The sequence below is a fragment of the Mesorhizobium sp. WSM4840 genome (genome assembly GCF_055811755.1).
On record NZ_JBVVQD010000001.1, the window covers coordinates 81,562 to 103,364 of the forward strand.

Genomic DNA, 21,803 nt, shown 5'->3' on the forward strand with positions numbered 1-21,803 from the left:
AACATTCCGGAACGATTTTCGATGAGCGCTCATAACGAAGAGGCCCCCATATTGATAGAGGATGGATTAATGGAGGGCGGATCGCCAGACGGGGAATCGCCAAACAGGGGATCGATCGTGCTGGAAGCCGGTCCCGATGCGGCCGGCCAGCGCCTCGACCAATGGCTGGCTGGCAAGCTCGGTCCGGACATGTCGCGCAGCCGGGTGCAGATGCTGATCAGGCAGGGCGCGGTCAAGGTCGGCGGCCAGCCGGTCAACGAGACGAAGCGCAAGATGGCGGCCGGTGACCGCGTGTCGGTCGACATGCCGCAGCCGGAGCCGGCGGAGCCGCAAGGCGAGAACATCCCGCTCGACGTCCTCTATGAAGACAACGAATTGATCGTCATCAACAAACCGCCGGGGCTGGTCGTCCATCCGGGTGCCGGCAACTGGACCGGCACGCTGGTCAATGCTCTGATCCACCATTGCGGTGACAGTCTTTCCGGCATCGGCGGTGTGCGTCGGCCTGGCATCGTCCACCGCCTGGACAAGGAGACCAGCGGTGTCATGGTCGTCGCCAAGACCGACCGTGCCCACAAATCACTGTCGGAGGCCTTTGCCGACCATGGCCTGACCGGCGATCTCAAACGCGCCTATCTGGCCCTGGTCTGGGGCATCCCGACGAGACCGACAGGCACGGTCGACGAGCCGCTCGGCCGCGCCGCTGACCGCGTGCGCCGCGCCGTGGTGCCGGAGGGCCGCGACGATGCCCGCCATGCCGTCACCCATTTCACCGTGATCGAGCGCTTTGGCGAGCAGCAAATGGAATTTGCCGCGGCGAGCCTGGTCGAATGCCGGCTCGAGACCGGCCGCACCCATCAAATCCGCGTCCACATGGCCCATATCGGCCATCCGGTGGTCGGCGATCCCGATTACGGCCAGGCCTTTCGCACCAAGGCGAACCGGCTGCCCGAGCCGCTGAAAGGTCGGGTGAAGGCATTTCCGCGACAGGCGTTGCATGCCCGCCTGCTTGAATTTCGGCATCCGACTACCCATCTAACGATGAGGTTCGAGGCGCCTGTACCGAGGGATATGGAGGAACTCGTCGACGGCTTTCGCAAACTCTGAACCGCCTTCCATCCATTCAAAACCTGATCGGCAAAAACCTGACCGGCGTTGTTCACTTTGGCGTGACACACTGTTTCGTGTTGAACCAATGCTGTCCTTTCTGGTTTTGTTCCTATATACACCGGTTGTCGCGAACGAGCCTTTGGCGTTCGCGATATATGCCCGCCGAATTTCGGGGGCACCACTCCAAGAGAGAGGGGCGCTATCATGGCCCAATCATTACCCAGTATCGTTTCCGGCGAAGGCGGCCTCAGCCGCTACCTGGAAGAAATCCGTCGCTTTCCGATGCTTCAGCCGCAGGAAGAGTACATGCTCGCCAAGCGTTACGCCGAGCATGAGGACACCACGGCTGCGCACAAGCTCGTCACCAGCCACCTTCGGCTCGTCGCCAAGATCGCCATGGGCTATCGCGGCTACGGCCTGCCGATCGGCGAGGTGATCTCGGAAGGCAATGTCGGCCTGATGCAGGCCGTCAAGAAATTCGAACCGGAGCGCGGCTTCCGGCTCGCCACCTACGCAATGTGGTGGATCAAGGCCTCGATCCAGGAATACATCCTGCGCTCGTGGAGCCTGGTCAAGATGGGCACGACCGCCAACCAGAAGCGCCTGTTCTTCAACCTGCGCAAGGTGAAGGGCAAGATCCAGGCGCTCGACGACGGCGATTTGAAGCCTGACCAGATCACCGAGATCGCCACCCGCCTCAACGTGTCCGAAGCGGAGGTGGTGTCGATGAACCGCCGCCTGTCGGGCGACGCCTCGCTCAACGCACCGATCCGGGCGAGCGAAGGTGAATCAGGTGAATGGCAGGACTGGCTGGTCGACGACCACGAAAGCCAGGAAGAAGCGCTGATCGAGCAGGACGAACTGGAAAACCGGCGCGGTATGCTGTCGGGCGCTCTGGCCGTGCTCAACGAGCGCGAGCGGCGCATCTTCGAGGCGCGCCGCCTGGCCGAGGAGCCGCTGACGCTGGAAGAGCTGTCGGCCGAGTTCGACATCAGCCGCGAGCGCGTGCGCCAGATCGAGGTGCGCGCCTTCGAGAAGGTGCAGGACGCAGTCAAGGCCGCGGCCAAGCGCCAGATGCAGGCCCTGCGCACCATCGAGGCGCAGCCGGCGGCATAAAGCTTCCGACGGCAACAAATAACGGCGGCGTCAGGCAACTGGCGCCGCCTTTTTTATTGGTCCTCGGACTGCCAGAGGAACTGTCGCTTGGTGTCATATTCTAGCTAGGGTTGCCGGTTCCGCCGCACCTTCGCGAACGCCCGATCCGTCGCCATAAACCACTCAATCATCGGTGTGATCAGCCTGGCCGGCTCATAGCGGCATTATAGCAATTTTCCCCAAGCCCTGGAAACCGCAACGCTGCAAATTGTGGCGGCAATGTTCCGGCGCCGACACGGCTTCCGTCGCGAAATTTCACAAAGGTGGCGCTTGCGGCAAGCGGGCGCGACAATGGATCGCCGGGGCTGCGCTGGGCAATTGAGGTCGCCTATTTGGAAACCAAAGGCAGTATGACGATGACGATTTTTCCGTTTCTCACCGCTCTCGGATCCGAAGGTCCCCCAGCCGACCGAGCGAAAGACATGGACCTGTATGGATGGCTAATTGGAAGCTGGGAAATGGACACGGTCCACTACCTCGACGACGGCACAATCCAGAAGTGGAATGGAGAATGCCATTTTGGCTGGGTGCTCGAAGGCCGCGCGATTCAGGACGTCTGGATTAGGCCCAAGCGCCCTGCGCCGTCCACGATGTATGGCACGACTTTGCGCATCTTCGATCCTGGGATCGATGGCTGGCACATCATATGGAACGACCCGCTCAACCGAGATCACTCGCGCCAGATCGGGCGGGCCGAGGGTAAGGACATTGTCCAACTCGGCACTGACTCGCGCGGTCTGAAAACTCGATGGCGTTTCACTGAGATCACTGCCAACAGCTTCCATTGGATCGGCGAGGAAAGATCGTCCGAGAGCGACCCTTGGCAAATCACGTATGAACATTTAGTCCGCCGAACAAAACTCTGAAGCTAGACTAGCTGGCGTCTGCGCTGCCCCTCATCCGGCTGCCGCCACCTTCTCCCCGTATAGTGACCGTATAGTGACGGGGAGAAGAGGCAGATCGCACCGCGCGCTGACTTCCCGGAATGCGTAGTGCCGTCTGCCAACGACTCGTCAAAGGCAATCCAACGGAAACTTCAGATACCGCCGGCCGTTGGATTCCGGTTCCGGCAACCGCCCGCCATTCATGTTGATCTGCAGTGCGTGCAGGATCAGCCTCGGCATCGGCAGCGTCCTGTCGCGCGCCTCGCGCAATGCCACGAAATCGGCCTCTGTCCTGCAGGCGGCAGCATGGGTGTTCTTGGATTTCTGTTCCGCGACCGTGCTCTCCCACAAGGGTTCGCGTCCTCCCGTCTGGTAGTCATGACCGACGAACAGACGTGTCTCGTCCGGCAGCGCGAGGATATCCTGGATCGAGCGCCAGAGTTGCGCGGCACTGCCGCCGGGAAAGTCCGCTCTCGCCGTGCCGCTGTCCGGCATGAACAGCGTATCATGGATGAAAGCGGCGTCGCCGATCACATAGGTGATCGAGGCCAGCGTGTGGCCGGGTGAAAAAAGCACCTTTGCCGGAATGCCGCCGACCGAAAAGGTCTCGCCGGCGGCAAACAGCCTGTTCCACTGGGATCCGTCGGCAGGAAAATCCGGCCAGTTGTAGATCGCCTTCCACAATTTCTGGACGCCGACGACCTTCTCGCCGATCGCGGTGGGCGCTCCTGTCTTCGTGCTGAGATAGTGGGCCGCCGAGAAATGGTCCGCATGCGGGTGCGTGTCGAGGATCCACTCGACCTCCAGCCCGTTTTCCCTGATGAAATCGAGCAGAGCGTCGGCATTTTTCGTCGCCGTGGCGCCGGACTTCTCGTCGAAATCGAGGACCGGATCGATGATTGCGCATCGTCGCGTCTGCGGGTCGGCGACGACATACTGGATGGACCCGCTCGGCTTGTCGTAAAAGCCTGCCACCTGCAGCTTAGCCGATGTTGCGTCCAATCCCGGCTCCCTCAACTCCCACCCGGCAGGAATGGTTTTCCCTGCCGGGGTAAAAGAAGAGCATGGTCATTCGCCAGCGCCACGCCGTCAAGCACTGCATGCTTCGCCGAAGCAAAAAGGTCGAAAATCCTTCCGTGCCGCCCTGGCCGCTCAGGCGGAGGGCTGCTTGGTCTTCCTGAGATACGGCAGGATCGTCTCGTAGGCGCCGAAACGCTTGATCGCGTCCTCATTGGAAACAGCTGCGGTGATGATGACGTCCTCGCCCTGCTTCCAGTTCGCCGGCGTCGCCACCTGGTGCTTGGCGGTCAACTGTATGGAATCGATCGCGCGCAGGATCTCATCGAAGTTGCGGCCGGTGGTCATCGGATAGGTGAGAACCAGCTTGATCTTCTTGTCGGGGCCGATGACGTAGACCGAACGCACCGTGGCATTGTCGGCAGGCGTGCGCCCTTCCGAGGTTTCGCCGGCACCCGCCGGCAGCATTTCGTAAAGCTTGGCGACCTTGAGGTCCTTGTCGCCGATCAGCGGATAGTTCACCGATTGGCCGGTCGCCTTCTTGATATCATCCTGCCATTTGCCATGGCTTTCGACCGGGTCGACGGAAATGCCGATGATCTTGACGTTGCGCTTCTTGAACTCCCCTTCCAGGCCGGCCATCGTGCCGAGTTCGGTCGTGCAGACCGGCGTGAAATTCTTCGGATGGCTGAAAAGCACCGCCCAGCCGTCACCGATCCAGTCGTGGAAGCTGATCGTCCCTTGCGTGGTTTCGGCCGTGAAATCCGGCGCGGTATCGTTGATTCGGATGCTCATGACGTGTCCCTACCCTGTGTGTGCAGATTGCAGCCGGCATTGACCGGCGCTGCTTTTGCCTTTCTACCACTCCGGCGTCATCCTTCAAACGCCTGTTGCGCCGGCATCAAGGCCGGCTGCGAAATATTTTCATTGCTTCTCGGCAAAGGCAGCAGGAATTTCCGCTGCGCTGGCTCAGCCCTTGTTCACCGCCAGCGTCGTCGCCAGGTCTTCCATGCGCTGGGCGAGCGCGCCAAGCGCTTGGGTCAGCACGGTATCATTCTTATCGGCCTTGGTCAGCGCATCGTCACGCGTCTTGCGCAGCGTCAGCACTTCGCTTTCCATGCCCTTGACGCGTTTTTGCAATTCCGAAAGCTCGTCCATGACCATGATGCCGGCCATCACGGTCAGCCGCTGGTCGCCGATCTCGCCGAACGAATCCTTCAGATGCGAGACATAGCGGTCGAAGCGCTCGGCAAGGTCGATCAGATGTTCTTCCTGGCCCTCGTCGCAAGCCATGCGATACTGCTTGCCGTCGATGGAAACCGTGACTTGTGCCATTGGGCCAGCCCCTATCTGTCCAACACGGCGCGGATGGTTTCCATGGCGGTCACCAGCCGACGCGACACTTCCTTGTTGGCGTCTTCCAGCCGTTCGGCGCGCGCTTCGGAATTGTCGAGTTCCTGCGCCAGCCGCGAGCGGTCGGCGTTCATGCGCTGCACCTCCGCCTCGGCTTCCGTATAGTCACGCTCGTGCTCGAGCTTGGCCGCGACGGCATTTTCCAGCCCTTCGATGGCCTTACCCAGCCTGGCGATGACTTCCTTGAGTGTCGTTTCCCCGGTCATGGCTTTCGTCCTGCGCCCTGCCCATCACCGAATCATCCACGTTCAGAACGCGTTATGTCTGAAACATTACCCGCCGTGTGAAGGTGACGTCAACAAAGCTCTCGCGACTGTCCCCTGCTAACGCTAATGTAGAGCCCCCAGGCCCTTCTGGGGCCATCACAAGACCGGCAAAAGCGCCGGTTTATTGACTAACAAGATCGGCAAAAGCGCGCCGGTTTGTTGACTAAAAAGCCGCGCCTGCTATGTGTCGCGCACCCTTTTCCAGGGCTCTCCCAAGGCCCCAAACCCCCACACTGGAGGAAGCATGACCTCGCGTGAACGACATGACCGGATGGCCAATGCGATCCGTTTTCTTTCCATGGACGCCGTCGAGAAGGCCCAGTCCGGCCACCCCGGCCTGCCCATGGGCTGCGCCGACATTGCCACGGTGCTGTTCACGCGGTTCCTGAAATACGATGCGAAGAGCCCGCATTGGCCCGATCGCGACCGTTTCATCCTGTCGGCCGGCCACGGTTCGATGCTGCTTTATTCGCTGCTTTATCTGACCGGCTACGAGGACATCACCCTCGACCAGATCAAGCATTTTCGCCAAGTGGGGTCGAGGACGGCAGGCCATCCCGAATTTGGCCATGCCGCCGGCATCGAGACGACGACCGGCCCGCTCGGCCAGGGCCTCGCCAATTCGGTCGGCTTCGCACTCGGCGAGCGCATCATGAATGCCGCCTTCGGCAATGACCTCGTCGACCACTACACCTATGTGTTGGCCGGCGACGGCTGCCTGATGGAAGGCGTCTCGCAGGAGGCCATCGCACTTGCCGGACATCTCAAGCTGAACAAGCTGATCGTCTTTTGGGACAACAACAACATCTCGATCGACGGCCCGGTGTCGCTGGCCGACAACACCGATCAGGTCGCTCGCTTCCAGGCGTCCGGCTGGAACGCCAGCCACATCGACGGCCAGGATCCGGAAGCAATAGCCTATGCCATCGAGGCGGCCCGCCATTCCGACAAACCGACGATGATCGCCTGCAAGACGACGATCGGCTTCGGCGCCCCGACCAAGGCCGGCACCAACAAGGCACACGGTTCGCCGCTCGGCGCTGAGGAAATCGCCGGCGCGAGAAAATTCTTCGGTTGGGATTATCCGCCTTTCGAGCTTCCTGCCGATATCCTCGATGCCTGGCGCGACGCCGGCAAGACGGGCATCAAAGCACGCACCGACTGGGAAGGCCGCCTTGCCAAGGCCGACGCCCAATTGCGCAGCGAATTCGAGCGTCGCATCAGTGGCACGCTGCCGGCGAATTTCGACGCCGTCATCACTGATTACAAGAAGAAGCTCGCCGCTGACAAACCGAAGGTCGCCACCCGCAAATCGTCGGAAATGGCGCTCGAAATCATCAACGGCGCGGTGCCGGAAACCATCGGCGGCTCAGCCGACCTGACCGGCTCCAACAACACCAAGACCAGCCAGACCAAGAACATCACATCAGACGATTACGGCCAGCGCTACGTTCACTATGGCGTCCGCGAGCACGGCATGGCTGCCGCGCTCAACGGACTGACGCTGCATGGCGGCATCATCGCCTATGGCGGCACCTTCATGTGCTTTTCCGACTACGCCCGTCCGTCGATGCGGCTCGCCTCGCTGATGGGCATCCGCTCGATCTTCGTCATGACCCATGATTCCATCGGTCTCGGCGAAGACGGCCCGACCCATCAGCCGGTCGAGCATCTGGCCGCACTGCGCGCCATTCCGAACCACAATGTCTTCCGCCCTGCCGACGCGGTCGAGACCGCCGAATGCTGGCAACTGGCCATCGAACAGGAAAAGACGCCTTCGACGCTGGCGCTGACCCGGCAGAACCTGCCGGCGGTGCGCAACGACTTCGTTGCGGAAAACCTCAGCCGCCAGGGCGCCTATGAGCTGGCCGCCGCCAGTGGCGATGCGGCGGTGACGATCTTCGCTTCGGGTTCCGAGGTCGAGATTGCGCTGGCGGCGCGCGAGGCATTGGAGAAGCACGGCCATCCGACCCGCGTCGTCTCTGTCCCCTGCTTCGAATTGTTCGACAAGCAGAGCGCCGACTATCGCAACAAGACGATCGGCGACGCGCCGATCAAGATCGCCATCGAAGCCGGCATCCGCCAGGGCTGGGATTATTTCATCGGCACCGACGGCATCTTCATCGGCATGACCGGCTTCGGCGCGTCTGGCACGATCGAACAGCTCTATCCGCATTTCGGCATCACCGCCGAAGCGACGGTGAAGGCGGCGGAAGCCCGCCTGCACGCCGAGTAAAGCCAGACACCCGCGAGACCGCGCATGGCGGTTTTGCGGGCAGCCTCCGTCTGGTGGACTTAAATCCAACCCATCGACGGCTGGATTCTTTGGCAGCCCGCCGTTATGAAGCTGCGGACTTGATCTTCGGCCTCCAACTCCCAGGGAGAGAAAAATGACCGTCAGAGTTGCCATCAACGGATTCGGCCGTATCGGCCGCAACATCCTGCGCGCCATCCACGAATCCGGCCGCAAGGACATCGACGTCGTCGCCGTCAACGACCTCGGCCCGGTCGAGACCAACGCGCATCTGCTGCGCTTCGACAGCGTGCATGGCCGCTTCCCGCATGAAGTGACGGTTGACGGTGACCAGATCACCGTCGGCACCGAAAAATTCAAGGTCACCGCGATCAAGGACCCGACGCAGTTGCCGTGGAAGGAGCTCGGCATCGACATCGCGCTAGAATGCACCGGCATCTTCACCGCCCGCGACAAGGCCGCGGCGCATCTGACCGCCGGCGCCAAGCGCGTCCTCGTCTCGGCGCCTGCGGAGGGCGCGGACCTCACCGTCGTCTATGGCATCAACCATGACAAGCTGACCAAGGACCACATCGTCATCTCGAACGCCTCCTGCACCACCAACTGCCTGGCGCCGCTGGCAGCCGTGCTGCATGAGGCCGTCGGCATCGAGAAGGGCATGATGACGACGATCCACTCCTACACCGGCGATCAGCCGACGCTGGACACCATGCATAAGGATCTCTACCGCGCCCGCGCCGCGGCCCTGTCGCAGATCCCGACCTCGACTGGCGCGGCCAAGGCGATCGGCTTGGTGCTGCCCGACCTCAAGGGCAAGCTCGACGGCATCTCCATCCGCGTACCGACGCCGAACGTCTCGGTCGTCGATTTCAAGTTCATCGCCAAGCGGCCGACGACCGTACAGGAGATCAACGAGGCAGTGATCGCCGCCTCCAACGGCAAGCTGAAGGGCATTCTCGCCGTCACCCGTCATCCGAACGTGTCGATCGACTTCAACCACGATCCGCATTCCTCGATCATGGCGCTCGACCAGACCAAGGTCATGGACGGCAACTTCGTTTCGGTGCTGTCCTGGTACGACAATGAATGGGGTTTTTCCAACCGCATGGCCGACACCGCCGTCGCGTTCGGCAAGACCATCGCCTGATCGCAGAACCATCTTATTGCGACTTGAAACGCCCGGCTCTGTCCGGGCGTTTTTCATGAGAGCGCCCAGCGCCCTTTTGGATGCGCAAACGGCGCTCTGACGGTTTGATTGGCAAGACCGCGCCTTGAGCGCCAAAACACTCAAAAATCAGCGGCATAGGGCAAAAAACCACCCTCCCGCCTTGCACCGGTCATGTCTTCGCCTCACTCTGCCGTAAAGCGAGAGGAACACGAATTCGAGGGGCAATTGGCGGATGGAGCATGCGATCTATCTCGTGACGCTGGTCGGCGCCGCACTGGTCGTTGCCGCCGCGTTTTCGAGCCTGATCGCCTTCCGTTTCGGCGCCCCTCTCTTGCTGCTGTTTCTCTGCATTGGCCTAGCCACGGGAACCGACGGCCTCGGCATCCAGTTCGACAATGCGCGGCTGGCTTATTTTGCCGGCTCGCTGGCCCTGGCGGTCATCCTGTTCGATTCCGGTTTCGGCACGCCGCTCAACGCTTTGCGGCAGGCGGCCGGACCGGCACTGTCGCTGGCGACTATCGGCGTCCTTTTGACCACTGGCCTGTTCGGCGTCGTCGCCCACTATCTGCTCGATCTCAGCTGGCTGGAATCCTTCCTGCTCGGGGCCGCTGTCGCGTCGACCGACGCGGCAGCCGTGTTCTTCCTGTTGCGCGCCGGCGAGATCAATTTGCGCGAACGCACGCGTTCCACGCTCGAGGTGGAATCCGGCACCAATGATCCGATCGCCATCTTCCTGACCATCAGCCTGGTCGAGATCATCGCCGCCAACGCCAATCCCGAGGCCAGGGTGCTGGTTACCGACCTCGTACTCGGCTTCCTTCTCAACATGGGGCTTGGCGCCATTGTCGGCATTTTCGGCGGCCTCGCCATCGTGCGGCTTGTCGACCGGCTCAATCTCGACCACGGGCTGCTGCCGATCTTCGTGCTGACGCTGTCGCTGATGGTGTTCGCCGCTGCCGGCGCCATTGGCGGCTCCGGGTTTCTGGCGGTCTATCTTGCCGGCCTCATTGCCGGCAATTCCGACATCCGCGCCGTCACCATCCTCAAGCGCTTCCAGGACGGCATGTCGTGGCTGGCACAGATCATCATGTTCCTGATCCTCGGCCTGTTCGCGACGCCCTCGCAATTTCCGGCGATCCTGCTGCCGGCGGTGCTGCTGGGCCTGTTCCTGATATTCGTGGCACGGCCGATCGCCGTCTGGCTTTGCCTGATGCCGTTCCGTCTGCCGCGCCCGGAAGTCGCCTTCGTCTCATGGGTGGGCCTGCGTGGCGCCGTGTCGATCCTGCTCGCCATCACGCCGCTGCTTGGCGGCCTTGAGAACGGCCGCCTCATCTTCAACACCGCCTTCATCGTCGTGCTGGTGTCGCTGGTCATCCAGGGATGGACTGTCGGACCGCTGGCGCGCCGCCTCGGCCTGATCGTGCCGGCCCGCCTGGGTCCGTTGGACAAGGTCGAACTCGAATTGCCGGGCTCCGCCCATCACGAACTGCTCGCCTACCGCGTAGCACCTGGCAGCCCGGTGGCGCGCGGTGAGCGCATTCCGCGCTGGGCGCGGCCGTCGCTGGTGCTGCGTGACGGACGCTCGATGCGCTTCCAGGACATGGGCAGGCTCGCCGCCGGCGACCATGTCTACATCTTCGTGCCGGATCGCTATCCAGCCCTGCTCGACAAGCTGTTCGCCAGCCGCGCCGTGGTCGATCCCGAGGATGCGGACTTCTTCGGCGCCTTCGCCGTCGATCCGGCGCGCTCCGCCGCGGAACTGGAAGCCGCTTACGCGCCGGGCCTGACCGAGGAGGAACGCAAGCTGACCGTCGGTGACCTTGTGACGGAGCGGCTCGGCGGCCATGCCGAATATGCCGACCGCGTGCTGATTGGTCCGATCGAGCTGATCGTCCGCGACGTCGACGACAAGGGCAAGATTACTGGTCTCGGTCTTTCCCTCGAGCCGACCGCGCCGGTGGCACGGGTGCCGGTGTTCCTGAGTGCCGGCGAGATCGCCGACCGCATCGTTGCCTTTGTGCGCAATTGGCGCAAGCGGATCAAAAAGCGGAGTGCCGAGGCGCCGGCGGACGCGGAACCGTCTCCAGAGCCAGTGGTGGAAAAAGCAACCGACGGGGGCTGACGGCTTCCGACACAAGCCGTGGTCATATTTTCCGCGTAGCACCATTGCAGGTCTTGCATCGTCGTTGGTGCGGGTTAAGGTCCCGGCGTTTTTTGCGAAAGGGAACAGCATGGCCGGCTTCAAGACACTGCACGACATTGGCAATATCGATGGCAAGCGCGTGCTGGTGCGCGTCGACCTCAACGTTCCTGTCGCCGACGGCAAGGTCACCGACGCCACCCGCATCGAGCGCATCGCGCCGACCATCGCCGAGCTTTCCGGCAAGGGCGCCAAGGTCATCCTGCTTGCCCATTTCGGCCGGCCCAAGGATGGACCGTCGCCCGAATTCTCGCTTGAGCCGATCGCCAAGGCGACCGCGGAGGTGCTCTGCCGCCCTGTCGGCTTCGCGGCCGATTGCATCGGCGACGCAGCGGCGAGCGCCGTCGCCGCCATGAACAACGGCGACGTGCTGCTGCTCGAGAACACCCGCTTCTACAAGGGCGAGGAGAAGAACGACCCGGACTTCACCGAAAAGCTCGCCGCCAATGGCGACATCTTCGTCAACGACGCCTTTTCCGCTGCCCACCGCGCTCATTCGTCGACGGAAGGGCTTGCGCACCTGCTGCCGGCTTTCGCCGGCCGTACCATGCAGGCCGAACTCGACGCCCTGGAAAAGGGCCTCGGCAATCCCGCGCGCCCTGTCGTCGCCATCGTTGGCGGCGCCAAAGTCTCAAGCAAGATCGACCTGCTGATGAATCTGGTGAAGAAGGTCGACGCGCTGGTCATCGGCGGCGGCATGGCCAACACCTTCCTGGCCGCGCGGGGGACCGATGTCGGAAAGTCGCTGTGCGAGCACGACCTCGCCAACACCGCCAAGCAGATCATGATCGAGGCGGCCGAAGCCGGCTGCGCCGTCATCCTGCCGATCGACGGTGTCGTCGCCAGGGAATTCAAGGCGGGCGCCGCCAGCGAAACCGTCGCCATATCAGAGGTGCCGGCCGACGCCATGATCCTCGATGTCGGCGAAAAGACGGTGAAGACCGTTGCCGACTGGATCGACCGCGCTGCGACGCTGGTCTGGAATGGTCCGCTCGGCGCCTTCGAGATCGAGCCGTTCGACCGGGCGACGGTGGCGGCAGCCAAGCACGCCGCGGCCCGCACCAAGGCCGGCAAATTGATCTCGGTCGCCGGCGGCGGCGACACGGTGGCAGCACTCAACCATGCCGGCGTCGCCGACGACTTCACCTACGTCTCGACCGCCGGCGGCGCCTTTCTGGAATGGATGGAGGGCAAGCCGCTGCCCGGTGTCGATGTGCTGAAGCGCTGAGGCGAGAGGCGAACGAGGGCGTTTGCGCGTTTCAATCGATTCGAGTTTTCCACTCGGAATGGTTCGACTTGAACCTGCCTTGCACTAGTGGTCTGCTAGCTTGGAACAACTGTTTCAGGAGGATGCACAATGAGCGAACGTCTCGAGGACATTGCCGCCGCGATGGTGGCCGACGGCAAGGGTCTTTTGGCCGCCGACGAAAGCTCCGGCACCATCAAGAAGCGCTTCGACGTGATCGGCGTCGAATCGACCGCCGACAGCCGCCGCGACTATCGCGAGATGATGTTCCGCGCCAAGGAGGCGATGACCAGATACATTTCCGGCGTCATCCTCTATGACGAGACCATCCGCCAGAAGGCCGCGGACGGCACGCCGCTCGTCGACATCATCAAGGCGACCGGCGCCATCCCAGGCATAAAGGTCGATGCCGGCGCCAAGCCTCTGGCTGGGTACCCCGGCGATACGATCACCGAAGGCCTCGACGGCTTGCGCGAGCGGCTCGCCGACTATTACAAGCTCGGCGCCCGTTTCGCCAAATGGCGTGCGGTGATCGACATCGACGTCGCCAAAGGCGTGCCTTCCGCAACGTCGATCGGCTCGAACGCCCATGCGCTCGCCCGCTATGCGGCGCTTTGCCAGGAGGCCGGCATCGTGCCGATCGTCGAGCCGGAGGTGCTGATGGACGGCGCCCATGACATCGGCACCTGCTACGAGATCAGCAAGGCAACGCTGACAAAACTCTACACCGAGCTCTACGCGGCCCGCGTCGTCCTCGAAGGCACTATCCTGAAGCCGAACATGGTTCTCGCCGGCAAGAAGTCGGGCAAGACCAGCAGCCCCGAGGAAGTCGCCGAAAAGACCATAAAACTGTTCCGCGAAACGGTGCCGGCCGCGATTGGGGGCATCGCCTTTCTCTCCGGCGGGCAATCGGACGAGGAGGCGACCGCCAACCTCAATGCCATCAACGCCATCGGCCCGCATCCATGGAAGCTGACTTTCTCCTACGGCCGAGCCTTGCAGGCGGCGCCACAGAAGGCGTGGAGCGGCAAGGCGGCCAACGTCGCCGCTGCCCAGGCCGCCTTCGCCCACCGCGCCCACATGAACCATCTGGCCGCGCTTGGAAAATGGCAGCCGGAACTGGAACAGGCCGCCTGACCGGATTTTTTCTACGTCAGCCGAACCCGGGCCATCTGCCCGGGTTCCATATGCTCCCAAAAAACGCGACGGCCGTGTCGGCTCGCGTTGAGCCCAAACGTCCTTAGGGCTCAAAGAGGAGCGGGCTGATGCCAAACAACAAGATCGTTTCACGGGAAGACTGGTTCCAGGCACACAAGGCGCATCTGGCGCGCGAGAAGGAATTGACGCGATTTCGCGACCGCATCGCTGCCGAACGGCGGGAATTGCCTTGGTTTAAGATCCGGAAGGACTATGTCTTCGAGACCGAACAAGGGCCGAAGAAACTGGCCGAACTATTCGCCGGCGCAAGCCAGCTGATCGTCTACCACTTCATGTTCGGGCCGGGCGCCGACTACCGTTGCGAAGGGTGTTCCTTCCTCGCCGACCACATCGACGGCGCCAATCAGCACCTCAAGCACCACGATGTGTCGCTGGTCGTGATCTCGCGGGCGCCGTTGGCCGAGTTCCTGCCCTACAAACAGCGCATGGGCTGGAAATTCGACTGGGTGTCGTCCTACGCCTCGGACTTCAACTTCGACATGCAGGTTTCCTTCACCGAAGAGCAGATCGCATCCGGCGACACGATCTACAATTTCGAGCAGCGGGCGCTGAAATCGAAGGACCTTCCCGGCACCAGCGTGTTCTACAGGGATGAGAACGGCGACATCTTCCTGACCTTCATGCCGCGCTCCAGGGGCGGCGATCCGCTGATCGGCGCTTATCACTATCTCGACCTGACGCCGAAGGGCCGCAACGAGACCGGTCCCTATCACAGCCTGATGGACTGGGTGCAGCTGCACGACGAATATGCAGACAGGTCCGAAATGCAGGACGCCTGTTGTCATTGACGACCGGCAGCCGACGCAAGGTCTTTCGCCTTTGGCCCGATATGCGCTAAGTGCTGCTCGCTATGCCCTTAAACGGACTTGCCCCATTAACGGTTTGCGATGCAGCGCTTTCTAGCCCTCCTCACCTGGCTCGCCTTTCCGGTCTATGTCTGGCAGGGGCTCGGCGTGCGCCGCCGCACCACTCGCATGCTGCCGGCGCAAGGTCCGGTCATGCACGAGATATCAGGCCAGGCGCCGGCGGTCTCGCTTCTGATGCTTGGCGATTCTTCCGCCGCTTCGGTCGGCATCGGCAATTCCGAGTACGGGCTGGCCGCGCAACTGGCCGAGCTGATCTCGAAACGCACTGGCCGTGCGGTGCGCTGGCGGGCAGCCGGCTTCAACTCGGCGACCTCAGGCCAGATCCGCGACCATGTGCTGCCCAATCTGTCGGCCGATCCTTGGACGCATATCGTGCTCGCCATCGGCACCAACGACACCAAGAACTTTCACTCGGTGCCACGCTTCAAGAGCGATTTTGGCGGCCTGCTCTACGCGCTGCGCGCCAAATGGCCGGAGGCGCGCGTGGTGTGGTCGCCAGTGCTGGAATTCACCCGGGCACCGGCAATGCCGCCGCTGCTCGGAAAAATCCTGGAGATCCGCGCCGCCGAGATGAACCGGATGGGCGAGCGCCTCTGCCTCGAACGCGGCGCCGTGCCGGCGCCGCGCCTGCCGATCACCGACGCCGAAGCCGGTTTTGCCTCCGACGGATTTCATGCCTCGGAAGCCGGCTACCGAGCCTGGGCGGAACATCTCGTCGACTTGGTGCTGGCCAAGGAACCACGCCTCGCATAGCGGGCCGCCAGCCCTAATGCATGTCGCGCAAAAGTGTGCAGCGGTTTTGCGAAAACGACATGCATAAAACAACAACCTAAAGCGCGTCGCGTGATGTCGGTCGAACGCGACGCACTTTAGGTCCAATGCCCCAGCGCCGCTGTTATCGAAATCGCCGCCATCGCCAATACCGCCAGCTTCCAGAAATCGCTGCGCCGCTTCAGCCCTGGCCAGCCGAGCGGCTTGATCAGCTGGATGACCATCATGGCAATGATAACGAGCGCGAGGAGTTTCGACATGCCGCCTTTGACCAGCATCACGGTCGGCTGTCAAAGCGCTCCTTTCGCTCGCTCACGAAAGCGTTGCTATGCCAGCGGCTTGAGGCCGGCCTCGATCGCAGCCCGGTTCGGTTCGAGGAACGGCGGCAAGGCCAGCCTTTCGCCCAGCGTTTCCAGCGGCTCGTCGGCCGTGAACCCGGGGCCGTCGGTGGCGATTTCGAACAATATGCCGTTTGGCTCGCGGAAATAGAGCGAGCGGAAGTAGTATCGTTCGACCTCGCCGCTCGACGGTAGGCGGAATTCGGCCAGCCGTGCGGTCCATTGATGCAAGGTCTCCTGGTCCGGCGCCCTGAATGCGACGTGGTGGACCGCACCGGCGCCTTGCCGTGCCGGCGCAAAGCCCGGCTGCACCGCGACATGAAGCTCCGCCGCCGGCCCGCCTTCTCCCATTTCGAAGACATGAACCTGACCCTCGCCGTCTGGCGAGGCATGGTCCCGCGCCTTGCGCATGTTCATCACCCTGGTCAGCACCGCTTCAGTGTTGGTGATATCGGGAACGCTGATGACGATAGGCCCGAGCCCGCGTATCTGGTGCTCGACTGGGACCGGGCTTTGAGCCCAGGGATGACTGTCGCCCTTGCCGCCATCGCTGACGAGACGCAGGCGCTGGCCTTCTGGGTCTTCTAAATCCAGCGACGGGTAGCCGCCAACATCGCCGATCTCTCCCGTCGCGACGGTCTCGCCGGCCAGGCGCTCCTTCCACCAGGCAAGGCTTTCCGGGCTGGCGACCCTCAGGCTGGTCCGCACGATGCTGTTGGTGCCGCGCCGTTCGCGTCCGACCGGCCAATCGAAGAAGGTAAGATCGGTGCCAGGCGTCGCCTCGGCGTCGGCATAGAAAAGGTGATAGGCTGACGTGTCGTCCTGATTGACCGTCTTCTTGACTAGCCGCAGCCCCAAAGTGCCAGTGTAGAAACGAAGGTTTCCCGGCGCGTTCGCGGTGATAGCGGTTAGATGGTGGATTCCCGTCAGTTGCAGGCCCATGGTCGTCTCCCTGATCTCTGGAAAATTTTTCTCCTTCAATATCAGAACGCCGTCCCTATCGCAGAAGGATTGCGAATTCCGACAGTCCGTCGCTGCAAGCTGAACGACTTAACCCGCAGAGCGACGAAAAAGCCTGCTTCTCTCGCGCAGGCGGGATCGGAATCGACAAAACCTGGCACGCTCGCCAAAGACCTCTCAGCCTCCTGACAGACTGCTGTCAGGAGGGGTGTGCGATAGTGTCTCCATCGAAAGAGAGGAGACCAGCCATGAACGGTTTTACCATTCTGCGCAGTGTGCAGCACTATGTCGGCAAGATTCGGACGATGCGCAACGAGATCCGCACCCGGCGTTTCATGAATGGGTTGCCGCAGAGCATCCGCAAGGACATCGGTTGGCCGGATAATTACGAAGGCCGCCACGGCCGCGGCAATTGAGGTGCTTTTTTCGCGGCAACGGTTGGATGCCGACGCTACAGCGCCCAGATAATAGGTCCGGCGCGCCGAAAGACGGAGCAGGAAATGTCCGAACAGAAGACCATCGGCGTCTTTTTCATCGATCGCTTCGCCGACTGGGAATACGGCTTGCTGGCGGCTTCGGCGGTCGAGTGGTTCGGTGCACGCGCGGTGTCGCTGACCCCGAACGGCAAGCCGGTGACCTCGGCATGCGGATTTGTGCTGACGCCCGACCGCTCCGCCGAGGTTGATGAAAACACCGATCTCGACGCCGTCGCGGTCATCGGCTCCGATCAGTGGGTCGATGCACCGCCTGATATCTCCGGACTGCTGACGGCAATCGCGGCGCGCCGTGGCGTGGTCGGCGGCATCTGCGCAGGCACGCTGGCACTGGCGCGCGCCGGCCTGTTCGAGAAGGCCAAACACACCAGCAATGGTCGTGACTGGATCAATGAAAAGGAACCGGGTTACCCCGGCGCCCAGAACTATCAGGACGTGCCCTATGCCGTCGCCGACGGTCGCATCGTGTCCGCGCGGGGTTCGGCGCCCGGCACTTTCGCTCTTGCCTATTTGAAGACGCTCTACCCCCAGAGAAGCGGCGACTTGGCGCAGATGCGCGCGCTGTTCGCCAAGGAGTATGCCGAAGGGGAATATGCTGAAGCCTCCTGACAGTATGGTGTCAGGAGCGGCGTGCAATAGTGCGACAGTATCAGACAGTATCAGGAGACAGACATGGCCATCATCCCTGCAAAAGCGTCGGCATGGTTCGAGATTCCCGTCACCGACATGGATCGGGCGCGCGCCTTTTATGGGTCGGTGCTTCAGAACGATCTCATCCTGGAGGAGAGCGGCCCGAACCCGCTGGCCATGTTCGCAGCGCAGGACCGAATGGCATCCGGGCACGTCTACCCCGGAAAACCCGCAGCACCGGGAACCGGCCCGACCATCCATCTGTCGGTTGCCGCACCAATCGAAGACGCCATGGAACGGGTGAGGCAGAACGGCGGTCAGGTCGTCTCGCCGGCGATCTCCATTCCGGCCGGCACATTCGCCTATTGCCTCGACCCCGACGGCAACAGCTTTGGGCTCTTCGTCTAGGTGGCGCATGGTAAAGAGCTGGAGCGACAGGCTGAATACGCCGGGCACCAACGGCATAAAGCCGTCGGCGCGCACTGTTGGCGACGTCGTCGAGGGCCAGCCGATGCTGGTGCCGACGGCACGGCAGGTCGATGATTTCATCCGCTCCATCCCAAAGGGCGTGGACATGGACGTCCGCGCATTGCGCACCGCGCTCGCCACCGAGCACGGTGCCGAAGTGACATGTCCAGTCACTATCGGCTATCATCTGCGCACTGTCGCCGAGGCCGCCAACGAGGATCTGGAGCGCAGCATGACGCTGAGCGAGATCGCGCCGTTCTGGCGGGTGCTGGATGCAAAGACGCCGACAACAGGGAAATTGTCCTTCGGTGCGGCATTCGTCGCCGCGCAGCGCAAGCGCGAAGGGCTGGAATCATAAACACCGAGGGACCATACGATGCGCCGCGCCGACAGGCTCTTCCAGATCGTGCAGCATCTGCGCGGTGGCCGTTTGGTCACCGCCCAGAAGCTGGGCACGTGGCTCGAGGTTTCCGAGCGAACCATCTATCGCGACATCGCCGACCTGCAGTCGACTGGTGTGCCGATCGACGGCGAGGCCGGCGTCGGCTACATGATGAGGGAGGGGTTCGACCTTCCGCCGCTGATGTTCACGCGTGACGAGATCGTGGCGCTGGTCGCCGGCGCCCGCATGGTGCGCGCGTTTGGCGGCGCTGCGATGGCGCGGGCCGCCGACGAGGCGCTGGTCAAGATCGGCGCCGTGCTGCCCGATGCCGAAAAGGACCGCATCGCCCGCACCGAGATCCACACGCCGATGTGGGTGGTGAGCGACGCCGCCCGCGAAGCAATCGACCTGATCGAGCGCGCGGTGGAAAAACGCCAGGTGCTGACCATAGACTACTCCGACGAAGCAGGTCGCAGCACCGCGCGCGACATCAGGCCATTGGGCCTGTGGTTCTGGGGCAAGGTGTGGACGCTGGTCGCCTGGTGCGAGATGCGCGACGATTTTCGCGCTTTCCGCATCGACCGCATCGCTTCAGTGGTGGTCGCCGGCCGCGTCTTCAAGCCGGAGCGCGGCAAGCAGCTCGCCGATTTCTATCGGGCGGTGGAGCGCAGCGAGGACTACGGCATGGCGCCGGACCGGGCCGCGCGAAGCTGACGCTCTTACCTTCTCCCCTTGTTGTGGGAGAAGGTGGATTGGCGCGCAGCGCCAAGACGGTTGAGGGGTGGTAGCTTGAGCGCTGTTGGTGCCAAGCTGGAACACCCCTCATCCGCCCCTTCGGGGCACCTTCTCCCACAACAAGGGGAGAAGACAGGCGCCTCATCTCTCCTCGTCGTCCTTATCCTCGTCCTTCGACTTCAGCGCCGAAAGCTTGGCGAAGACGGCGTTGGCGTCGAGCTCCGCATCCTCGTCCTTTGGCTTCTCCGGCGCCGGCACCAGGCGCTCGGTCAATGCTGCCGGCAGCAGCGTGTCGCCGGCCGGCTGTGCCTGCTCGCGGCCACGCGAGGCGCGGTTGACTTCCATGTCGAGATCGATCTGGGAAGCGAGACCCAGCGTCACCGGATCCATCGGCTGCAGATTGGCCGAGTTCCAGTGCTTTCTGTCGCGGATCTGGTCGATCGTCGACTTGGTCGTGCCGACGAGGCGCGCGATCTGCGCGTCCTTCAACTCGGGATGGTTGCGCACCAGCCAGAGGATGGCGTTGGGCCGGTCCTGGCGCTTCGACAGCGGCGTGTAGCGCGGACCCTTGCGCTTGGATTCCGGCACCCGCACCTTGGGATCGGACAGTTTCAGCCGATGGTTCGGGTCCTTCTCGGCGCGTGCGATCTCGTCGCGGGTCAGCTGGCCGGTCATGATCGGGTCCATGCCCTTGATGCCCTGCGCCGACTCGCCATCGGCGATCGCCTTGACCTCGAGCGGATGCAGCCCGCAGAACTGCGCGATCTGCTCGAAGGACAGCGCGGTGTTGTCGACCAGCCAGACGGCGGTCGCCTTGGGCATCAGCAGCGTATTGGCCATTATGAGATATCCTTCTCGTTCGCCCGCGTTCCCGCGCGGGCGGTGGTTTTAGAGCCACCAAAATGGGAAATTCGCTGCGTATATAACCACTCCGTTGCCGTTTCGCAACGTTTTTGGAAGGTACTCGCGAGATTGGCGGGAGAGATCGAAACGTGCCAAATCAACCCGTTTGGCTTCGGCACCGTGCTTTCGGCGAGCCGCTCAGCGGGCGCGGCCGATAATCCGGCAAAAAGAGGTCCTCATGTCGGCATTTGCCGACTGTTAGAAGGGACATGTTTCATACACATTTCGCCCTCGGTGGCAGCGGCTGCCTTCAGGAGAGCAGGCCGCCGCCGATGTGGGCTGATCGATGTTGGAAACCGGGCACGCTGTCGCGGCGGGGTTGTTTCCGTTCGCCATTTCCTATGCGCTGTTGGCAATGCTGCCGGGCGCCAATTTTGCTGTCGTCGCGCAGACCGGGCTAACCGCTTCGCGTGCCACAGCGCTTTCGGCAGCCGCTGGTATCGCCCTTGGCGCGAGTTCGTTGGCGGCGATCGTCGCGACGGGAGCCGGCGCGCTGCCGGGGGGCATCGCACACCAGATGGCCGCCAGCCTATACGGCGCAGTGCTGGTCTTCATCGGCTGGAATTCGATGCGGCGGGCGCTGTCTATCAAGACCGGCATCAACGAGCCGAAGCCGGTTCCAATCGCTCGATACTTCCGGCTGGGCTTTGTCACGGCAGTGGCAAATCCTGCCACCGCGCTGTTTTTCGCATTCTCCACGCTGAATTTAAATGCTCGTGGGGCAACTCACCTGTCCGCGGTCGCACTGGTGTTTGCTATTGCGATCGCCTGGTTTGGTCTTCTCGGCCTTTCCATTTCCCAACCGGCCACACGACGATTTTACAGTCATTTCCGAAAGCATGCGGACATCGTGCTGGGAGGAGCCCTGGTGGCGCTCGGTTTTGCCGCACTTGGCTATTGAGACACACGCAACCGCCGCTGCTTGACGGACCTCAAAACGACAAAACCCGCCGGACAGGGTCCAGCGGGCTCGGAACCGGCGACGGGAAACCCGTCTGCTGCGGCTCTGGCTTCTAAAGCAGGATCTCGGACCGAAGCACCACTTCGCGAAAAAGCGGCTTGATGCTTTCGGGCGAGATCACGCTCGAGATCAAAGCGCCTTGCGGGCGATCCTCTCGATGTCACCACGGTTGATGCCGAGGTCGTTGAGCTGACGGGCGTTCAGGCGGTTCAGTTCGCGCACGGTTTCATTGTACATGCGCCAATTACGGAAAGCACGGATCGGGTTCATGGTAGTCCTCCATCGTTTCGATGCCGCTCAAATAGGCATCGTTGATGAAAGGTTGAACAGACGCTTTTGCATGGCCGCAATGCGTTTGTTGCAT

The 21,803-nt window shown here is 62.5% G+C and carries 24 protein-coding genes and 1 pseudogene; 16 read left to right on the forward strand and 9 right to left on the reverse strand.

From position 1 onward, the window contains the following. Positions 1-21: 21 nt before the first annotated feature. Together AC0L3I_RS00460 and rpoH are read left to right on the forward strand one after the other, a co-directional pair. Positions 22-1,107, forward strand: coding sequence for an RluA family pseudouridine synthase (locus AC0L3I_RS00460; protein WP_473525612.1), 1,086 nt, complete (start codon positions 22-24; stop codon positions 1,105-1,107). Between the two features lie 207 nt (positions 1,108-1,314). Next, positions 1,315-2,226, forward strand: coding sequence for an RNA polymerase sigma factor RpoH (gene rpoH, locus AC0L3I_RS00465; protein WP_029348727.1), 912 nt, complete (start codon positions 1,315-1,317; stop codon positions 2,224-2,226). 104 nt (positions 2,227-2,330) lie between these two features. On the opposite strand, the pseudogene AC0L3I_RS00470 reads toward rpoH, so the two are convergent. Then, a pseudogene (locus AC0L3I_RS00470) lies at positions 2,331-2,420 on the reverse strand (DUF2274 domain-containing protein); the annotation flags it as partial. Positions 2,421-2,528: 108 nt separating this feature from the next. On the opposite strand from AC0L3I_RS00470, the gene AC0L3I_RS00475 reads away from it, so the two are divergent. Beyond that, on the forward strand, positions 2,529-3,131 hold the full coding sequence (locus tag AC0L3I_RS00475; protein ID WP_473525613.1) for a hypothetical protein: 603 nt from the start codon (positions 2,529-2,531) through the stop codon (positions 3,129-3,131). A gap of 147 nt (positions 3,132-3,278) precedes the next feature. On the opposite strand, the gene AC0L3I_RS00480 is transcribed toward AC0L3I_RS00475, so the two are convergent. From AC0L3I_RS00480 to AC0L3I_RS00495, 4 genes are all read right to left on the reverse strand, one after another. Continuing rightward, a complete protein-coding gene (locus AC0L3I_RS00480; RefSeq protein WP_473525614.1) occupies positions 3,279-4,151 on the reverse strand; it encodes an MBL fold metallo-hydrolase in 873 nt (290 codons plus the stop codon). Between the two features lie 150 nt (positions 4,152-4,301). Then, on the reverse strand, positions 4,302-4,961 hold the full coding sequence (locus tag AC0L3I_RS00485) for a peroxiredoxin (RefSeq protein WP_473525615.1): 660 nt from the start codon (positions 4,959-4,961) through the stop codon (positions 4,302-4,304). Positions 4,962-5,135: 174 nt separating this feature from the next. Beyond that, positions 5,136-5,501, reverse strand: coding sequence for a cell division protein ZapA (locus tag AC0L3I_RS00490; RefSeq protein WP_123150207.1), 366 nt, complete (start codon positions 5,499-5,501; stop codon positions 5,136-5,138). A gap of 11 nt (positions 5,502-5,512) precedes the next feature. Beyond that, entirely contained in the window at positions 5,513-5,785 is a 273-nt protein-coding gene (locus tag AC0L3I_RS00495) for a DUF4164 domain-containing protein (protein ID WP_023797069.1), read from the reverse strand. Between the two features lie 304 nt (positions 5,786-6,089). Here AC0L3I_RS00495 and tkt point away from each other — a divergent pair, with 304 nt between their 5' ends. The 7 genes from tkt to AC0L3I_RS00530 all read left to right on the forward strand — a co-directional run bounded on the left by tkt (position 6,090) and on the right by AC0L3I_RS00530 (position 15,550). Beyond that, positions 6,090-8,081 (forward strand): transketolase, encoded by a 1,992-nt coding sequence (gene tkt / locus AC0L3I_RS00500; protein ID WP_473525616.1) that lies wholly within the window; start codon positions 6,090-6,092, stop codon positions 8,079-8,081. Positions 8,082-8,235: 154 nt separating this feature from the next. Further along, positions 8,236-9,246, forward strand: coding sequence for a type I glyceraldehyde-3-phosphate dehydrogenase (gap, locus tag AC0L3I_RS00505; protein WP_473525617.1), 1,011 nt, complete (start codon positions 8,236-8,238; stop codon positions 9,244-9,246). A gap of 253 nt (positions 9,247-9,499) precedes the next feature. After that, entirely contained in the window at positions 9,500-11,389 is a 1,890-nt protein-coding gene (locus AC0L3I_RS00510) for a potassium/proton antiporter (RefSeq protein WP_473525618.1), read from the forward strand. 109 nt (positions 11,390-11,498) lie between these two features. Continuing rightward, complete coding sequence (locus AC0L3I_RS00515; RefSeq protein ID WP_473525619.1) at positions 11,499-12,695, forward strand: phosphoglycerate kinase; 1,197 nt, start codon at positions 11,499-11,501, stop codon at positions 12,693-12,695. Positions 12,696-12,824: 129 nt separating this feature from the next. Further along, on the forward strand, positions 12,825-13,850 hold the full coding sequence (locus tag AC0L3I_RS00520) for a class I fructose-bisphosphate aldolase (protein ID WP_095495297.1): 1,026 nt from the start codon (positions 12,825-12,827) through the stop codon (positions 13,848-13,850). Between the two features lie 128 nt (positions 13,851-13,978). Then, the gene (locus AC0L3I_RS00525) at positions 13,979-14,719 is read left to right on the forward strand and encodes a DUF899 domain-containing protein (RefSeq protein ID WP_473525620.1); all 741 of its coding nucleotides are present in this window, start codon (positions 13,979-13,981) and stop codon (positions 14,717-14,719) included. Positions 14,720-14,818: 99 nt separating this feature from the next. Continuing rightward, complete coding sequence (locus AC0L3I_RS00530) at positions 14,819-15,550, forward strand: SGNH/GDSL hydrolase family protein (RefSeq protein WP_123150201.1); 732 nt, start codon at positions 14,819-14,821, stop codon at positions 15,548-15,550. A 116-nt stretch (positions 15,551-15,666) separates the two neighbouring features. Here AC0L3I_RS00530 and AC0L3I_RS00535 read toward each other — a convergent pair whose 3' ends face one another. Together AC0L3I_RS00535 and AC0L3I_RS00540 are read right to left on the reverse strand one after the other, a co-directional pair. After that, complete coding sequence (locus tag AC0L3I_RS00535; protein WP_165848714.1) at positions 15,667-15,849, reverse strand: hypothetical protein; 183 nt, start codon at positions 15,847-15,849, stop codon at positions 15,667-15,669. Positions 15,850-15,894: 45 nt separating this feature from the next. After that, entirely contained in the window at positions 15,895-16,848 is a 954-nt protein-coding gene (locus AC0L3I_RS00540) for a ring-cleaving dioxygenase (RefSeq protein ID WP_473486949.1), read from the reverse strand. Between the two features lie 266 nt (positions 16,849-17,114). On the opposite strand from AC0L3I_RS00540, the gene AC0L3I_RS00545 reads away from it, so the two are divergent. The 5 genes from AC0L3I_RS00545 (at position 17,115) to AC0L3I_RS00565 (ending at position 19,554) form a co-directional block, all read left to right on the forward strand. Then, positions 17,115-17,282 carry a hypothetical protein gene (locus AC0L3I_RS00545; protein ID WP_095495301.1) on the forward strand — a complete coding sequence of 56 codons (168 nt, stop codon included), beginning with the start codon at positions 17,115-17,117 and terminating at the stop codon, positions 17,280-17,282. Positions 17,283-17,366: 84 nt separating this feature from the next. Continuing rightward, positions 17,367-17,969, forward strand: a complete 603-nt coding sequence (locus tag AC0L3I_RS00550) for a DJ-1/PfpI family protein (protein ID WP_473525621.1) — start codon at positions 17,367-17,369, stop codon at positions 17,967-17,969. Between the two features lie 63 nt (positions 17,970-18,032). Beyond that, a complete protein-coding gene (locus AC0L3I_RS00555; RefSeq protein ID WP_473486951.1) occupies positions 18,033-18,398 on the forward strand; it encodes a VOC family protein in 366 nt (121 codons plus the stop codon). A gap of 7 nt (positions 18,399-18,405) precedes the next feature. Beyond that, entirely contained in the window at positions 18,406-18,816 is a 411-nt protein-coding gene (locus tag AC0L3I_RS00560) for a hypothetical protein (RefSeq protein ID WP_473525622.1), read from the forward strand. Between the two features lie 18 nt (positions 18,817-18,834). Next, on the forward strand, positions 18,835-19,554 hold the full coding sequence (locus AC0L3I_RS00565; RefSeq protein WP_473525623.1) for a helix-turn-helix transcriptional regulator: 720 nt from the start codon (positions 18,835-18,837) through the stop codon (positions 19,552-19,554). Positions 19,555-19,716: 162 nt separating this feature from the next. Here the strand turns inward: AC0L3I_RS00565 and AC0L3I_RS00570 are convergent, their stop codons facing one another. Continuing rightward, entirely contained in the window at positions 19,717-20,415 is a 699-nt protein-coding gene (locus tag AC0L3I_RS00570) for a DUF1013 domain-containing protein (RefSeq protein WP_473525624.1), read from the reverse strand. 418 nt (positions 20,416-20,833) lie between these two features. Between AC0L3I_RS00570 and AC0L3I_RS00575 the strand changes: the two genes are divergently transcribed. Further along, a complete protein-coding gene (locus tag AC0L3I_RS00575) occupies positions 20,834-21,379 on the forward strand; it encodes a LysE family transporter (protein ID WP_473525981.1) in 546 nt (181 codons plus the stop codon). A gap of 189 nt (positions 21,380-21,568) precedes the next feature. On the opposite strand, the gene AC0L3I_RS00580 is transcribed toward AC0L3I_RS00575, so the two are convergent. After that, positions 21,569-21,709: a DUF1127 domain-containing protein gene (locus AC0L3I_RS00580; protein ID WP_065011316.1), complete on the reverse strand. Its 141-nt coding sequence runs from the start codon at positions 21,707-21,709 to the stop codon at positions 21,569-21,571. Positions 21,710-21,803: the final 94 nt, after the last annotated feature.

What these genes read in the sequence shown, in the direction of transcription:
- AC0L3I_RS00460 (WP_473525612.1), top strand. Translation starts at nt 22, where the DNA reads ATGAGCGCTCATAACGAAGAGGCCCCCATATTGATAGAGGATGGATTA.
- rpoH (WP_029348727.1), top strand. Translation starts at nt 1,315, where the DNA reads ATGGCCCAATCATTACCCAGTATCGTTTCCGGCGAAGGCGGCCTCAGC.
- AC0L3I_RS00485 (WP_473525615.1), bottom strand. Translation starts at nt 4,961, where the DNA reads ATGAGCATCCGAATCAACGATACCGCGCCGGATTTCACGGCCGAAACC.
- AC0L3I_RS00490 (WP_123150207.1), bottom strand. Translation starts at nt 5,501, where the DNA reads ATGGCACAAGTCACGGTTTCCATCGACGGCAAGCAGTATCGCATGGCT.
- AC0L3I_RS00495 (WP_023797069.1), bottom strand. Translation starts at nt 5,785, where the DNA reads ATGACCGGGGAAACGACACTCAAGGAAGTCATCGCCAGGCTGGGTAAG.
- tkt (WP_473525616.1), top strand. Translation starts at nt 6,090, where the DNA reads ATGACCTCGCGTGAACGACATGACCGGATGGCCAATGCGATCCGTTTT.
- gap (WP_473525617.1), top strand. Translation starts at nt 8,236, where the DNA reads ATGACCGTCAGAGTTGCCATCAACGGATTCGGCCGTATCGGCCGCAAC.
- AC0L3I_RS00510 (WP_473525618.1), top strand. Translation starts at nt 9,500, where the DNA reads ATGGAGCATGCGATCTATCTCGTGACGCTGGTCGGCGCCGCACTGGTC.
- AC0L3I_RS00515 (WP_473525619.1), top strand. Translation starts at nt 11,499, where the DNA reads ATGGCCGGCTTCAAGACACTGCACGACATTGGCAATATCGATGGCAAG.
- AC0L3I_RS00520 (WP_095495297.1), top strand. Translation starts at nt 12,825, where the DNA reads ATGAGCGAACGTCTCGAGGACATTGCCGCCGCGATGGTGGCCGACGGC.
- AC0L3I_RS00525 (WP_473525620.1), top strand. Translation starts at nt 13,979, where the DNA reads ATGCCAAACAACAAGATCGTTTCACGGGAAGACTGGTTCCAGGCACAC.
- AC0L3I_RS00530 (WP_123150201.1), top strand. Translation starts at nt 14,819, where the DNA reads ATGCAGCGCTTTCTAGCCCTCCTCACCTGGCTCGCCTTTCCGGTCTAT.
- AC0L3I_RS00540 (WP_473486949.1), bottom strand. Translation starts at nt 16,848, where the DNA reads ATGGGCCTGCAACTGACGGGAATCCACCATCTAACCGCTATCACCGCG.
- AC0L3I_RS00545 (WP_095495301.1), top strand. Translation starts at nt 17,115, where the DNA reads ATGAACGGTTTTACCATTCTGCGCAGTGTGCAGCACTATGTCGGCAAG.
- AC0L3I_RS00550 (WP_473525621.1), top strand. Translation starts at nt 17,367, where the DNA reads ATGTCCGAACAGAAGACCATCGGCGTCTTTTTCATCGATCGCTTCGCC.
- AC0L3I_RS00555 (WP_473486951.1), top strand. Translation starts at nt 18,033, where the DNA reads ATGGCCATCATCCCTGCAAAAGCGTCGGCATGGTTCGAGATTCCCGTC.
- AC0L3I_RS00560 (WP_473525622.1), top strand. Translation starts at nt 18,406, where the DNA reads ATGGTAAAGAGCTGGAGCGACAGGCTGAATACGCCGGGCACCAACGGC.
- AC0L3I_RS00565 (WP_473525623.1), top strand. Translation starts at nt 18,835, where the DNA reads ATGCGCCGCGCCGACAGGCTCTTCCAGATCGTGCAGCATCTGCGCGGT.
- AC0L3I_RS00570 (WP_473525624.1), bottom strand. Translation starts at nt 20,415, where the DNA reads ATGGCCAATACGCTGCTGATGCCCAAGGCGACCGCCGTCTGGCTGGTC.
- AC0L3I_RS00575 (WP_473525981.1), top strand. Translation starts at nt 20,834, where the DNA reads ATGCTGCCGGGCGCCAATTTTGCTGTCGTCGCGCAGACCGGGCTAACC.
- AC0L3I_RS00580 (WP_065011316.1), bottom strand. Translation starts at nt 21,709, where the DNA reads ATGAACCCGATCCGTGCTTTCCGTAATTGGCGCATGTACAATGAAACC.